This window comes from Niallia sp. Man26 (assembly GCF_022049065.2).
Classification (GTDB): domain Bacteria; phylum Bacillota; class Bacilli; order Bacillales; family Cytobacillaceae; genus Niallia.
This window is the reverse complement of sequence record NZ_CP095743.1, coordinates 625,902-639,952: the sequence shown is the minus strand read 5'-3', so window position 1 is coordinate 639,952 and position 14,051 is coordinate 625,902. Positions and strand designations below refer to the sequence as shown.

7 protein-coding genes, 14 tRNA genes and 2 rRNA genes are annotated in these 14,051 nt (G+C 43.0%); all 23 read right to left on the bottom strand.

Annotated features, from left to right (window positions below):
- Nucleotides 1-5: 5 nt before the first annotated feature.
- The 23 genes from L8T27_RS03290 to L8T27_RS03180 all read right to left on the bottom strand — a co-directional run bounded on the left by L8T27_RS03290 (nucleotide 6) and on the right by L8T27_RS03180 (nucleotide 13,820).
- Nucleotides 6-845, bottom strand: coding sequence for a class C sortase (locus L8T27_RS03290; RefSeq protein WP_248574469.1), 840 nt, complete (start codon nucleotides 843-845; stop codon nucleotides 6-8).
- Nucleotides 842-1,672 carry a class C sortase gene (locus tag L8T27_RS03285; protein WP_233319433.1) on the bottom strand — a complete coding sequence of 277 codons (831 nt, stop codon included), beginning with the start codon at nucleotides 1,670-1,672 and terminating at the stop codon, nucleotides 842-844. Before L8T27_RS03285 ends, L8T27_RS03290 begins: the two co-directional genes overlap by 4 nt.
- Before the next feature lie 60 nt (nucleotides 1,673-1,732).
- Nucleotides 1,733-3,226, bottom strand: a complete 1,494-nt coding sequence (locus tag L8T27_RS03280) for a SpaH/EbpB family LPXTG-anchored major pilin (RefSeq protein WP_237940730.1) — start codon at nucleotides 3,224-3,226, stop codon at nucleotides 1,733-1,735.
- 60 nt (nucleotides 3,227-3,286) lie between these two features.
- The gene (locus L8T27_RS03275) at nucleotides 3,287-7,054 is read right to left on the bottom strand and encodes a SpaA isopeptide-forming pilin-related protein (protein ID WP_237940729.1); all 3,768 of its coding nucleotides are present in this window, start codon (nucleotides 7,052-7,054) and stop codon (nucleotides 3,287-3,289) included.
- A gap of 341 nt (nucleotides 7,055-7,395) precedes the next feature.
- The gene (locus tag L8T27_RS03270) at nucleotides 7,396-7,548 is read right to left on the bottom strand and encodes a hypothetical protein (RefSeq protein ID WP_233319440.1); all 153 of its coding nucleotides are present in this window, start codon (nucleotides 7,546-7,548) and stop codon (nucleotides 7,396-7,398) included.
- 64 nt (nucleotides 7,549-7,612) lie between these two features.
- On the bottom strand, nucleotides 7,613-7,834 hold the full coding sequence (locus L8T27_RS03265; RefSeq protein WP_233319442.1) for a hypothetical protein: 222 nt from the start codon (nucleotides 7,832-7,834) through the stop codon (nucleotides 7,613-7,615).
- A gap of 79 nt (nucleotides 7,835-7,913) precedes the next feature.
- A complete protein-coding gene (locus L8T27_RS03260) occupies nucleotides 7,914-8,771 on the bottom strand; it encodes a type II toxin-antitoxin system SpoIISA family toxin (protein WP_237940728.1) in 858 nt (285 codons plus the stop codon).
- Between the two features lie 595 nt (nucleotides 8,772-9,366).
- Nucleotides 9,367-9,447 (bottom strand) — tRNA-Leu (locus L8T27_RS03255).
- 12 nt (nucleotides 9,448-9,459) lie between these two features.
- Nucleotides 9,460-9,533: transfer RNA gene (locus tag L8T27_RS03250), tRNA-Cys, on the bottom strand.
- Between the two features lie 10 nt (nucleotides 9,534-9,543).
- Nucleotides 9,544-9,618 (bottom strand) — tRNA-Gly (locus L8T27_RS03245).
- 4 nt (nucleotides 9,619-9,622) lie between these two features.
- Nucleotides 9,623-9,697, bottom strand: a tRNA-Gln gene (locus L8T27_RS03240).
- A 44-nt stretch (nucleotides 9,698-9,741) separates the two neighbouring features.
- Nucleotides 9,742-9,817: transfer RNA gene (locus tag L8T27_RS03235), tRNA-His, on the bottom strand.
- Between the two features lie 13 nt (nucleotides 9,818-9,830).
- A tRNA-Trp gene (locus tag L8T27_RS03230) sits at nucleotides 9,831-9,904 on the bottom strand.
- Between the two features lie 9 nt (nucleotides 9,905-9,913).
- Nucleotides 9,914-9,997, bottom strand: a tRNA-Tyr gene (locus L8T27_RS03225).
- An 8-nt stretch (nucleotides 9,998-10,005) separates the two neighbouring features.
- A tRNA-Phe gene (locus L8T27_RS03220) sits at nucleotides 10,006-10,081 on the bottom strand.
- A gap of 21 nt (nucleotides 10,082-10,102) precedes the next feature.
- A tRNA-Asp gene (locus tag L8T27_RS03215) sits at nucleotides 10,103-10,179 on the bottom strand.
- Nucleotides 10,180-10,182: 3 nt separating this feature from the next.
- Nucleotides 10,183-10,256: transfer RNA gene (locus tag L8T27_RS03210), tRNA-Met, on the bottom strand.
- 9 nt (nucleotides 10,257-10,265) lie between these two features.
- A tRNA-Val gene (locus L8T27_RS03205) sits at nucleotides 10,266-10,341 on the bottom strand.
- A gap of 19 nt (nucleotides 10,342-10,360) precedes the next feature.
- A tRNA-Glu gene (locus L8T27_RS03200) sits at nucleotides 10,361-10,435 on the bottom strand.
- A 19-nt stretch (nucleotides 10,436-10,454) separates the two neighbouring features.
- Nucleotides 10,455-10,546 (bottom strand) — tRNA-Ser (locus L8T27_RS03195).
- A gap of 5 nt (nucleotides 10,547-10,551) precedes the next feature.
- Nucleotides 10,552-10,626 (bottom strand) — tRNA-Asn (locus tag L8T27_RS03190).
- A 10-nt stretch (nucleotides 10,627-10,636) separates the two neighbouring features.
- A 5S ribosomal RNA gene (gene rrf / locus L8T27_RS03185) occupies nucleotides 10,637-10,753 on the bottom strand.
- 132 nt (nucleotides 10,754-10,885) lie between these two features.
- Nucleotides 10,886-13,820: ribosomal RNA gene (locus tag L8T27_RS03180) — 23S ribosomal RNA — on the bottom strand.
- Nucleotides 13,821-14,051: the final 231 nt, after the last annotated feature.

The window sequence follows — 14,051 nt, the reverse complement described above, 5'->3', positions numbered from 1 at the left end:
CCCTGTTATGACAAAGGGGGATTTTTCCTTTCTTTAATGGAGGTAAAAATCAGCCTGAAAAAGGCGATAAAAATTGCCGCAATCATAATTGTACCAATCACAACTATTGCACGGTTCATCAGACGGTATTGAAAGAAAGCAGCTTTATCAAAATATTGGTTTTCTTTCTTTATTTTCTCCTTTTCCACCGTTGTGCGTTCTCCTTTTACTAAGAGGCGATAAGTGCTGCTTCCGTATGGATGGCATGTTAATAGTGTTATAATATCCTTATCTGGAATTAAGTCCAGCTTGTCCGTTTGCGTCGGCAATATTGTTTCTTTCTCATAAACTTTATAAGCATGTTTTTCTCCATATATATGAACAAAGAAAATATCTCCTGTTACCATATCATCTATATTGCGTAGAAACCGTGAATATTTATAGCCTCGATGGCCTGCTAATACAGAATGGGTATTAACACCGCCATAAGGCAACGATGTCCCTTGGATAATACCAATTCCCTTGCTCAAATGATCATCTGTCGCTCCCATATAAATCGGCAGATTCTCACCGATTTTCGGCAGTTCTAAATAACCGATGATTTCATCTCCTGCTTCTCCTTGTTGATCTGCTTTATCTTCACCAAACGGATCAATTTGCCCATCTCCCCAATTCTCCATCTCTGCATTTAATATACTGGCAGACTCCTTCTCCACCGCAAACTTGCTGGCTGCTGCTTGCTCATAATAGGAAGCTATTGCTCGATCACGTTTAAAGTCGTTATAGAAAATAATCCATTGCGGATATAAAAGAATACATAAACCAACAAGAAATATTGTCATTCCTATTATTTTTTTCAGCATCATTCCGTATCCCTTTTTGCCTTTCTTCTGTCCCTGATAATCAGAATGATAATGATCAATAAAATGAGTGCCAGCGAGATAATATACTCTAAATAGCGCATGAAAAATGACTCGATATCCATTGCCTCATCTGCTGATACGAATGGTATTCTATGCCCTCTGACAAGCATGCGATGTGTATTAATCATATAAGGCTCGCATGTTATTAATGTTGTATAATCTTTGTCTTTTATGATTGCAAGATCCTCCACTTGTTCCGGTTCAACAACTTTTATTTGATCCACTTTATAAGCTAAAGTCCTTCCTAAGCTTTTCACATAAAAGACATCGCCCTTATTTAGCTTATCTAAATTGCGAAACAGCTCAGCTGTAGGCAAACCTCGATGACCAGTTAAGACAGTATGAACGCCTTTTCCGCCAACAGGCAAAGAGGATGACGGCAAATATCCGACACCTTTAGCCAGTATCTTATCTGACACACCTAAAAGAATCGGCAGCTTTACAGAAATTTTCGGAATCTCAACAGCGCCGATTACTTCTCCTTCCAAAAAGCCTTCCGGATACTTAACAGCTCCTCCCTCCTTCTGTTTGGAACTTGCTGAAAATGGGTCGAGATAAGCGATGCTTCCAGATGCTAATCTGTTATTAAATGCCTCTGCATCTTGCAGGCGTTTTTCTTTTATTTTGTCAGATAACCCGCCCACCTTATCCTCATAGCCTTCAATCATATTGTATTGAAGCCTGTTATTATACCAATTAGAAATAAGGGGAAAAGTAAAAACTCCCACACCGATTAAAAATATGATTGCTACAAGGAGCTTTCTTCTCATGCTGCACCTCCTAAAAAGAAGAATGCAAGAGAATCAGCTCCCACATTCTTCTTTTAACTTTTAAGCTGTATCGCCTTTTCTATTTTTCAGAAGGAATGCTGCACCAATCATAAGTACCAATCCAATGACTGTGAAAATGATTGTCCCGATTCCGCCGGTTTGCGGGATAATGCCTTTTTTGACGTTCTCTACTTGCAGGGTTGGGTGAAGCTCTAATTCAGAAGTAGCAGAACTTTCTCTTTCTACTTTTACCTTAATTGGTTCAGTTAGGTTGTTATAGCCTGACGGTGCTTCTGTTTCGACAATAAAATATGTGCCGATTGAAAGCTGTCGCCAATTAATTTTTCCGTTTCCATCTGTTGTTTGCTCAGCACTTAGTGGCACCGCCACTATGCCGTCAATTGTAATTGCCTCATCAGGAGCTTGTTCATCTTCACCAAGTGCTTTATATAATTGAAACTTGGCTCCAGCAAGAGGTTCCTTCTTTAAAGAATCGACTTTGTTTAACTCAATAGAGCCTTCTTGTGTTTCTGTGTATACTCCATTTGTATCTACTGTGTTTTCTGTTCCATCATGGATTGTTAATACAATATTACCTTTGTTTTCAATTGGCCTTATATCATCTATGGCCTGTTCATTAACCTTTACGGAAAAGCTAAATTCCAATTGATCTCCTGCTGCTAACTTCAGCATTCCATCAGCATTCATTACTGCCTTTAAAGTGTTTGAACCAGAGTCAAAAACAATAGAATAATCGTTTCCTTGCACCAGATCGATAGCTTCACCATCTCTAATGATGGAAAGCACTCCTGTATTCTCTGCATATGTCAAACGCGAATCTAGTATATCAATCACAGATGCTTCCTTATATTTACGAATGTCATTTCCTTGCTCATCCTTAACATTCCCAGCAATATCTGCAGGTACATTAGCATTAATTTTGTAATCGATGCTGTCACCTACAGCTATAGACATTGGATTATTTTGTTCCGGTGCCCTGTACTCGCCTTCACTAGCTGGTCTTTGCGATTTATCTGCAGAAAATGGTTCATTTTTTGGATAAATATGAACATCATATACAAGTTCGCCATTTTGATAGAATAAATCTCCATCCTCACCGACTAAAGGAATGTCGATTTGATAAGTGGTTGTATCTGCTGCATGCCCAGGCGGTGCCGAAATTTCTTTCATTTCATACCTTCCCAGCGGCAGATCATCAAATAATACAATCCCCTCACTATTCGTTACAAGAGTGTCTGTATAAGCAGTGTCTGAATTCCCAAGTGCTACGATATTGCCTGTAGCTTCATCTAGCTTATGTGTTTGAACTATCTCAAACTCTGCACCAGGAAGCGGCTCTGTTCCATCTGGAATCGCTCCTTCTACCCCAGTCCCCGGAAACGTTATTGACTCTTCCCCCATGCTTAATTTATGAACCGTTATGCTACCTGTTTTATTCGGGTCAATGGTGGACGCTGCATCAACAGTAAAGCCTCCTAAACCTAATGCTGTAATAATAAGTGATGCGAAAATAAGCTTCATTACTTTCTTCATTCTTATTCCTCCTGTTAATTTATAAATTTACTACGCGAGGATTTTTTTTAGTATAAGAGATTATGTGCTTCTTCTTCGCGAAAAATAAATGGCACCAAATATAAGCAGTGCTCCTGCAAGCGTGAAGGCGATTGTTCCGATTCCTCCGCTTAACGGCAAGCTGCCCTTTTGATAATTAATTACATCATAGGAGTAGATGACGCTTCCGTCCTGCTGTGTTTCACTGACCACATCTATAGTCTCGTTACCATATGCTGCTGTCATCTTTCCCTCTGAATCTATCACTATCGTAATTTCTCCTTGAAGCAGCCTGAACCCATCTGGAGATTCTGTTTCCCTCAGGCTGTAAGTGCCGGGAGCTTGTTTCGGGAAGAGAATAACTCCATTATCAGTCTCCAGTGTTAAGCTGTCAGCAAGCTCTTGATTTTCATCTAAAATTATCCCATCACCGGCTGCTTTTAATTCAAATACAGCATTGCCATCCTTTATTAAACTGCCTTCTTCATCTGTTTTTTGAAGCTTCATCGTACTAAACTGGCCAAGCTCGTTTGTGATAAGAATATTAGTCAAATCCTGAATTGGATCTTCTTTTGGACCTAGATTTTGATATTCAATACCCATTAGCTGATAAGGCCCGTTATAATCCTCCTCGACCCGATAGCCGTATTGAAAGCCTTGATGTCTGCCAAAGTCAAATAGCCATTCGCCGTTATCATTTTCCTCTACGGTCAATTCATCCACCAATTCTTTTGATTCTTCCATAAGTTCACCAGTGCCAGTAAATGTTCCGTCAGCATTTAAACTGATATCCCGTTTATATCTATACAGCTTCAATTGCAGACTCTCAGGCCGTAAGGCTGGAACATTATCATCATCCCAAACCTTCTTGCCGCTGACTGCCGGCCAGTAGTCAAGATTCTTCTCATAATAAAAATCATGGATGAAAAATTTATCATCAGCGCTTAAGTATTTCAGGTGATTTAATGTATATTCCGCTTCCTGATTCTGATTTATAAATGTCCAGTATGGCATAACTCCTTCAGGGATGCCTTCATTGCCAGCGGCTTCATAACTCTTAATCCTGACTTTGTCATACCCAAAAGTTGGCTTCTCTGATTCAATCGTATTGCCAGCTTCATCTGTGCCGATTACATAACCGTCCTTACCTAAGGGAAGACCATAAAACTCCTCATCGTTCGTAACGTTTCTGACATGGTCGTCTGTTGCATTATAAACTTGGATATCCTCTTGTCCATCTTCAGTTCCCAATCCAACATGTTTCAGCACTGTTTTCGTATAAATATTGTCAGCAATATATGTTGCTGGAATATAGGTAGTCATATGATGTTGTGTCGACCCGTCTTCCCGTGTCACTCGATAACGCTCATCCTCGATAAGAAAATAGATCATGCTGTTATCTGTGATTTCCAATTCAAAAGTCTTCGATGTATCTTCCGTCTCAGCTAAGACCGGTTCTTCAAGTAACTCTCCCTTTTCAAAGTCGCTGTCTGCATACAGCTCCTTGAATTCTTCAGGACTGATTTCATCATCCATATCCATATTCCTCTCATATGGAACAACGATATATTTGATGCTCGTAATCGAGTTAGTAACATATGACGGCAGCTCCTCATTAAAGGATGACGCCGGTATATCAACTGTGATTTTTGCCGTATCTACATTGGTTTCTCCTGCTTCCTTATAAACCTTTTTAGCTGGTTTAGATGGTTTTACAGTTGCTATTCCCATTCTCGGCTGGCCGCGCATATACATGACTTCATGTACCGCTTCTTCATAAAGCCCTTCCTCTACACTGCCACCTCTGTCATACTTGGGATTGTAATCAGAACCCCAAGAAATTATCCCCCTGCCTTCATTCGATCCCCAAGTAAATATATTTCCATCTCGATCCAGTATCATATATTGCGATAAAAAAGAGTCGATTTGCTGCACATAAGGAACTTCCTTAAACGCTGTGTCAATCCATGGTTTTTCCACTGGATCGACTACCGGCGTGCCAATCTCTGTAGTTTTGTCTCCATTTCTGTCCAGCTTATAATAAAAGCCTTTCAACCAGCTTCCTTCTGTTTCCGCCTGATAAGCAATTTTAGTAATCCCATCTTTGTCCAATACATTGCCTTTAGAATCTTTAAGCATATATTTTTCATCATAAATGGTAGGATGGTTTATACTATCAGGAATGGAATACCCAAAATAATCATTTGCTGCAATACCTGTTTGACTGTCCCCAGTAAGATAGACTGGCAGCTTAGGATCTGAATCATACAGCTGTGTATCGCCATCTCCAATTTGCTTCGGCCATTGCTGAGCCACTTTTGTAAGATCTTCCTCTGAAGTCAGTGAGCCCCCTTCCTTTCCAAATCCATAAAAGTAGTTGTAACCCCATGCCCATGTTTTTCCATACTGATCAATAAAAAAATGAACTAGGTCACCTGATGATAACGATTGGGGAATAGGGGTATAACCAGCTTCTCCTTCATCAATTTCAAGAATTACCGGACGAAAACTTATTATTTTTTGTATGATAAGATTATCTTCTCGACTGTAATCAAACATACCCCATTGCCATACTTTGTGATTTTCATCCAAAGCTGTATTCAGTCCAACAGCTGAGGATATATCTGTTACCTTACCCATGCCAGCTGGTTTTTCGAGCTTTGTGAATATGTTTACTTGTGGGGAATTCTCTTTATCTTTTTCTGAGTACTCGCTGCCGTCTCCTTGTCTACCTCCGTATTGCCAACCGGCCATATAAATGTCGCCTTTATCATCCAATATTTGGGTTTGACCATCGCCTCCGATAATTTTGACAATTGACCCCATGTCGCTAGGCAACTGAACCTTTACAGGAGTTGGCTGCATCTCCGCTGCGTCGCCAATCCCCAATTGGCCATATTTATTTGTACCCCAGCACCACAGCTCATTATTTTCAGCTATTGCAAATATTGTTGTTGCATGTACGCCTGCATTAGTAAAGATTGTTTTAATTTTAGGCAGGTTTTCTACAGCAGTAGGAATAGATACCCCTATACCTACTTGTCCATTTCCCATCTCCCCGGCTGCACCCAATCCCCATACGTACACATCACCTGTAGTGGATAAAGCAATACGAGTATGCCAATTGGAGAGCGTATCATCGAATTTCACATCGGTTATTATCTTTCCATCCTTCATGAACTCAGTGATTTTTGTCATTCCGCCCACACTCTTGAACATATCAGAAATATTCAAGCCTAGTTGGAAGAAATAATTCCATCCCCATGTCCAGATGTTTTTGTCATAGTCCAATGCCATGCCGCCAAATCCACCAGCATTCACTTTGGTGAACTTCGTAAGGTAAATCAGCCCGAATGAACCTGCATCTGTTCCATTATCGGCCCTTTGCATATAGCTTTTTGGGTTTGTTGGTGCAGATGTTTCTTCTTTTGGTGTTTCTTCTACTGGTGCTTCCTCTTTTGCTGTTTCTTGCTCTGAGGCGGGTTCGTCATCCTCTTGTTGTGCCGTAGGCTGTTCTTTCTTTTTCTCTCCTTCCTTTACAAGCTCTTTGTCGTCTGCATTATCACCAGCATTAACGGCTGGCTCTTTCTCCCTTTCTTCCTTATCTGTATCTGTCTCTACCGGTTCTGCTTCATTTGAATTTTGATTCAAGTCATTTTCAGTTCCTTCAGTCTCCAGCTGTTCGCCTGCAGGGTCATTGCTAGCATTTATATCTCCAACTGCATATATCTCCATCGGAATCATTGTAATGATTAGCGAAATTATCAATAGCAGCGAAAATAACTTATTTGAAATTATTGCTCTTTTCATTTTTGCCTCCTTGCTTTAATGAAAGGGAGAAGTTCACAAAAAAAATAACAGATACATGCAAATTTTAAAGGAGCTATTCAGTTAATGTGTTTCTTTCGTGGAACGGTCAGTTTCTATTTTGGAATAGTAATAGAAGAATGCTGATTATAATAGTCTTTATCCATCTCAAAATAGGAAGATAAAGGAAAATTAAGGTGAGTATGTAATTAATTAAAAATAGATACTTGGGGGATTAGAAATCTTGTATATTTTGTGACAAAAATAGGAAGTGAAATTTTAACATACAAAAAAACAGCTTAACCTGTTGAGGTCAAGCTGTTATTTCTTGTGATATTTATATGTTAATCAAGTATTTTCATCTTTAGTTGTCGTAATTTGTATTTCAGCTCGGCATTAAGCTCCAATAAGACATCCTGCTCAAGATCGCCTTTCGGCAGCTTTCCGCTTGGCTTTTCCAGTAAAAAGGGACTTTTTCTTTTCTTTGATGTCATCATATTCCCCCACGCTGTTATTATCATAAGCTTAGTATATTTACTGTATAGGCAAAATATGTGTTTCTTAATCATGCAGATGGATTATATTTGTTCCTCTGGCAGTCTTGTTGTATTTTAAGTGATTGACCACTTCATCACTCTTTTCGAACAATTCCCTTGTATATAATGCTGTAGGAACATGTGGAAGAGATGATGTTGATTTTTTAACAATAAGAGGTGATTGGTTTTTCTTTCTTATCCGACCAGCTTCTCTGACTGCAGGCATCGTGTAATCTTTGTCCTCCATGATATCTGTTCCTTTCCTTGTTTATACTTCCATTTTATCATTATATTCATGAATCTTCCACCTATAAGAGCGCCCGTTTTTAATGCTCCTTGTACCAGGAGTGAATTACTGCAAGGTCAATGATATAGTCAAAATCAATTTGCAGCAAGGGCTCCTTTTCCGATTCAACAGAAATAACGACAGGATGGATTAATTTCGTGAAAGGAATAAGTACCGTTTTATTGTCTAATTGCACAATTGTCTCTTCATTTAAGCGATTCAGCTGATCTTCCTCCAGTTCTATCCCGAGAGTGGTCCCGACTTCAGCAGAAAATATGATATCATCCTCCTTGCAGAAAACGGTAATATCCTGTCTGCATACTTCGCCATAAGCATACAGGAAGTCCTCAAGGCTTATACGATAGTCTTCTATGTCAGTCCAATCCTGCGTTCCAAACGAATAGGTGGCAATACTGTCTAAAATGGTTGTGAACTGCTTACTTCTGCTTTTCGTCTGAATGATTACCTTTTTCATTTCATCATTAATACTTTCTACTTCATTGATGCTTTCTACTTCTGCTACCCCGATTCGTTTTATATTCGGTGTGATAAATATTGCCAAGTCTACAAAAACAAACATAAGAGCCATTAATGCGTAGCTCCTCCATTCGCTCTCCTTAAATCCCATATCCATCAGCAGCAATATCATGCCAACAATGAATAAAAAATACCATGTCCGCCTCAAGTTCTGCTTGTACTCTCGGAAAAAAATCGGAAACGCCCAGCTAATATATAACATAGTAGCCGTAAATCCAATTAATAAACTCCATTTATTCCCTTGCAAAAAAGCAACAGCCTCATTGCCCCAATAATTTTTCATCAACACTATAAGGGCGAAAACAACAAGCGGAAATGCTACCTTGATTATAAGCTTCTGTGAATCTTTTCTAATCATCATCCCTGTTTCCTTCCCCTCTTTTGAGCAGTGATTGAAGACTGGACAAGTATAGTGCTCTAGCGGTATAGGTTATTAATAACTTTATAGTGTTATAGTAATTCTACCAAATATCTGGATTTATTTGGAACCAAAACTGCCCTTTATAACCAAAAACACCAAAAATAGGACATATTTGCTAGATTATCTTCTGAATTCTTTATTACACAAAAATTAGGGAATAATGTGTTCTCTGTCAGACTGTAGATACATTCGAAAAAGAGGTTTAAAGATAGCAAAACACAGAATTTTTTCTTATGAGTTGCTGCTTAGTTTTTCTTGTTCTGCAATTCGTCCACATGCAGCTTTCTTATTTCTGGAGACGTGACATTTACCCTTTCCAAAGTGTTATACATAATCTTAAGGACAAGATCTGAAAAAATTGGAGTTGGATTTGTCAGCTTGAGTACATTGCATTTTCTTGCAATAAAATCTGAAAGCTCAGTGTCATATACAATAAGATCGTTCTTTCTATGAAGATATGTATATTTAGTTTACTTGTTTATGTACACAAAAAAACCAGCTTCCTATTAAACTAGGAGCTGGTTTACTTAATTGATACCGGTGGCCGGGGTCGAACCGGCACTCCAGAGGAACACGATTTTGAGTCGTGCGCGTCTGCCAATTCCGCCACACCGGCGTAATAATTTTTTGGAGGCGGCAACCGGATTTGAACCGGTGATAAAGGTTTTGCAGACCTTGGCCTTACCACTTGGCTATGCCGCCTTGACAATAATGGAGCGGAAGACGGGGTTCGAACCCGCGACCCCCACCTTGGCAAGGTGATGTTCTACCACTGAACTACTTCCGCATAATGGCTGGGCTAGCTGGATTCGAACCAACGAGTGACGGAGTCAAAGTCCGTTGCCTTACCGCTTGGCTATAGCCCAATAACATTATATTCAGGATTATCAAAAATTATTATAAATATATATGGGGCGAATAATGGGAATCGAACCCACGAGTGTCGGAGCCACAATCCGATGCGTTAACCACTTCGCCATATCCGCCATGTTATTCATTTGGCAGGGGTAGTAGGAATCGAACCCACACCGGAGGTTTTGGAGACCTCTGTTCTACCTTTAAACTATACCCCTGTATTCAAATGGTGGAGGGGGACGGATTCGAACCGCCGAACCCGAAGGAGCGGATTTACAGTCCGCCGCGTTTAGCCACTTCGCTACCCCTCCGACATAAATGGTGGCTCAGGACGGAATCGAACCGCCGACACAAGGATTTTCAGTCCTTTGCTCTACCGACTGAGCTACTGAGCCTTTATACTTTTTTTGAAAAAATGGCGGTCCGGACGGGACTCGAACCCGCGACCTCCTGCGTGACAGGCAGGCATTCTAACCAACTGAACTACCGGACCAGATTGCGGGGACAGGATTTGAACCTGCGACCTTCGGGTTATGAGCCCGACGAGCTACCAGACTGCTCCACCCCGCGATGATTTTATGGTGGAGGATGACGGGATCGAACCGCCGACCCTCTGCTTGTAAGGCAGATGCTCTCCCAGCTGAGCTAATCCTCCATAATTGGTATATTTAAAATGGTGACCCATACGGGATTCGAACCCGTGTTACCGCCGTGAAAGGGCGGTGTCTTAACCGCTTGACCAATGGGCCATATTATGTTGAGTGATAATGGCGGAGAGCAAGGGATTTGAACCCTTGAGACAGGGTTACCCGCCTACACGATTTCCAATCGTGCTCCTTCGGCCACTCGGACAGCTCTCCATATATGGCTCCGCAGGTAGGATTCGAACCTACGACCGCTCGGTTAACAGCCGAGTGCTCTACCACTGAGCTACTGCGGAATAATGGTATGCCTGGCGACGTCCTACTCTCACAGGAGGAGAACCTCCAACTACCATTGGCGCTGAGAAGCTTAACTTCCGTGTTCGGTATGGGAACGGGTGTGACCTTCTCGCTATCGCCACCAGACCTTTTTTTCAAGACAAGTATTATTATAACTTATCTATTAGGTTTTTGCAACACTTTTTTAAAAGTTTTTCAGCGAATTTATTCCCTGAAAACTAGATTATGTTGTAAGAAGAAAGAATGAGTAATCATTTTTTAGTTAAGTCCTCGATCTATTAGTATTTGTCAGCTCCACGTGTCACCACGCTTCCACCTCAAACCTATCAACCTGATCATCTTTCAGGGATCTTACTAGCTTACGCTATGGGAAATCTCATCTTGAGGGGGGCTTCATGCTTAGATGCTTTCAGCACTTATCCCTTCCGCACATAGCTACCCAGCTATGCCTTTGGCAAGACAACTGGTACACCAGCGGTGCGTCCATCCCGGTCCTCTCGTACTAAGGACAGCTCCTCTCAAATTTCCTACGCCCACGACGGATAGGGACCGAACTGTCTCACGACGTTCTGAACCCAGCTCGCGTACCGCTTTAATGGGCGAACAGCCCAACCCTTGGGACCGACTACAGCCCCAGGATGCGATGAGCCGACATCGAGGTGCCAAACCTCCCCGTCGATGTGGACTCTTGGGGGAGATAAGCCTGTTATCCCCGGGGTAGCTTTTATCCGTTGAGCGATGGCCCTTCCATGCGGAACCACCGGATCACTAAGCCCGACTTTCGTCCCTGCTCGACTTGTAGGTCTCGCAGTCAAGCTCCCTTGTGCCTTTACACTCTACGAATGATTTCCAACCATTCTGAGGGAACCTTTGGGCGCCTCCGTTACTTTTTAGGAGGCGACCGCCCCAGTCAAACTGCCCACCTGACACTGTCTCCCACCCCGATAAGGGGTGCGGGTTAGAATGTCAATACAGCCAGGGTAGTATCCCACCAATGCCTCCACCGAAGCTGGCGCTCCGGCTTCCAAGGCTCCTACCTATCCTGTACAAGCTGTACCAAAATTCAATATCAGGCTACAGTAAAGCTCCACGGGGTCTTTCCGTCCTGTCGCGGGTAACCTGCATCTTCACAGGTACTATAATTTCACCGAGTCTCTCGTTGAGACAGTGCCCAGATCGTTACACCTTTCGTGCGGGTCGGAACTTACCCGACAAGGAATTTCGCTACCTTAGGACCGTTATAGTTACGGCCGCCGTTTACTGGGGCTTCAATTCAGAGCTTCGCGCGAACGCTAACCCCTCCTCTTAACCTTCCAGCACCGGGCAGGTGTCAGCCCCTATACTTCGCCTTACGGCTTCGCAGAGACCTGTGTTTTTGCTAAACAGTCGCCTGGGCCTATTCACTGCGGCTCTCTCGGGCTTGCACCCAAAAGAGCACCCCTTCTCCCGAAGTTACGGGGTCATTTTGCCGAGTTCCTTAACGAGAGTTCTCTCGCTCACCTTAGGATTCTCTCCTCGCCTACCTGTGTCGGTTTGCGGTACGGGCACCTTGAATCTCGCTAGAGGCTTTTCTTGGCAGTGTGGAATCAGGAACTTCGGTACTATATTTCCCTCGCCGTCACAGCTCCGCCTTCACGGTAATGGGATTTGCCTCATTACCAGCCTAACTGCTTGGACGTGCTAATCCAACAGCACGCTTACCCTATCCTCCTGCGTCCCCCCATCGCTCAAACGATTCATAAGGTGGTACAGGAATATCAACCTGTTGTCCATCGCCTACGCTCTTCAGCCTCGGCTTAGGTCCCGACTAACCCTGAGTGGACGAGCCTTCCTCAGGAAACCTTAGGCATTCGGTGGATGAGATTCTCACTCATCTTTCGCTACTCATACCGGCATTCTCACTTCTAAGCGCTCCACCAGTCCTTACGGTCTAGCTTCAACGCCCTTAGAACGCTCTCCTACCACTGACATCGTAGATGTCAATCCACAGCTTCGGTGATACGTTTAGCCCCGGTACATTTTCGGCGCAGAGTCACTCGACCAGTGAGCTATTACGCACTCTTTAAATGGTGGCTGCTTCTAAGCCAACATCCTGGTTGTCTAAGCAACTCCACATCCTTTTCCACTTAACGTATACTTTGGGACCTTAGCTGGTGGTCTGGGCTGTTTCCCTCTTGACTACGGATCTTATCACTCGCAGTCTGACTCCCAAGGATAAGTATTTGGCATTCGGAGTTTGTCTGAATTCGGTAACCCGATGGGGGCCCCTAGTCCAAACAGTGCTCTACCTCCAATACTCTTACCTTGAGGCTAGCCCTAAAGCTATTTCGGAGAGAACCAGCTATCTCCAAGTTCGATTGGAATTTCTCCGCTACCCACACCTCATCCCCGCACTTTTCAACGTGCGTGGGTTCGGGCCTCCATCCAGTGTTACCTGGACTTCACCCTGGACATGGGTAGATCACCTGGTTTCGGGTCTACGACCACATACTATTACGCCCTATTCAGACTCGCTTTCGCTGCGGCTCCGTCTCTTCAACTTAACCTCGCATGTAATCGTAACTCGCCGGTTCATTCTACAAAAGGCACGCTATCACCCATTAATGGGCTCTAACTACTTGTAGGCACACGGTTTCAGGATCTATTTCACTCCCCTTCCGGGGTGCTTTTCACCTTTCCCTCACGGTACTGGTTCACTATCGGTCACTAGGGAGTATTTAGCCTTGGGAGATGGTCCTCCCTGCTTCCGACGGGATTTCACGTGTCCCGCCGTACTCAGGATCCACTCAGGAGGGAACGAAGTTTCGACTACAGGGTTTTTACCTTCTATGACTGGCCTTTCCAGACCTATTCATCTACCCCGTTCCTTTGTAACTCCATGTAGAGTGTCCTACAACCCCAAGAGGCAAGCCTCTTGGTTTGGGCTAATCCCGTTTCGCTCGCCGCTACTCAGGGAATCGCGTTTGCTTTCTCTTCCTCCGGGTACTTAGATGTTTCAGTTCCCCGGGTCTGCCTTCTGTTACTCTATGTATTCAAGTAACGATACTATCCCATTACGGATAGTGGGTTCCCCCATTCGGAAATCTCCGGATCAAAGCTTACTTACAGCTCCCCGAAGCATATCGGTGTTAGTACCGTCCTTCATCGGCTCCTAGTGCCAAGGCATCCACCGTGCGCCCTTTCTAACTTAACTTATTCGGCCAAAGATAAACTTCGCATCTCTTCGTCAGCTCCCTCACTCCGCTCCTCACGTACTGTCGTACGCTCCGGTGCTCGTTTAGTCGCTTCCTCGACCTGCTCATTTCTCTTTACCCTAAAATTCTACTAATAATAGAGAATCTAAGATGGCGATTACTCGGTTTCTTTCTTGGTTCTTACTATTCATAATCTAGTTTTCAAGGAACAAATTCGGCTAATGATTAAC

Excerpts from the sequence above, each read along its gene's own strand:
- L8T27_RS03290 (WP_248574469.1), bottom strand. The coding sequence starts at position 845 with ATGATGCTGAAAAAAATAATAGGAATGACAATATTTCTTGTTGGTTTA.
- L8T27_RS03285 (WP_233319433.1), bottom strand. The coding sequence starts at position 1,672 with ATGAGAAGAAAGCTCCTTGTAGCAATCATATTTTTAATCGGTGTGGGA.
- L8T27_RS03280 (WP_237940730.1), bottom strand. The coding sequence starts at position 3,226 with ATGAAGAAAGTAATGAAGCTTATTTTCGCATCACTTATTATTACAGCA.
- L8T27_RS03275 (WP_237940729.1), bottom strand. The coding sequence starts at position 7,054 with ATGAAAAGAGCAATAATTTCAAATAAGTTATTTTCGCTGCTATTGATA.
- L8T27_RS03270 (WP_233319440.1), bottom strand. The coding sequence starts at position 7,548 with ATGATGACATCAAAGAAAAGAAAAAGTCCCTTTTTACTGGAAAAGCCA.
- L8T27_RS03265 (WP_233319442.1), bottom strand. The coding sequence starts at position 7,834 with ATGGAGGACAAAGATTACACGATGCCTGCAGTCAGAGAAGCTGGTCGG.
- L8T27_RS03260 (WP_237940728.1), bottom strand. The coding sequence starts at position 8,771 with ATGATGATTAGAAAAGATTCACAGAAGCTTATAATCAAGGTAGCATTT.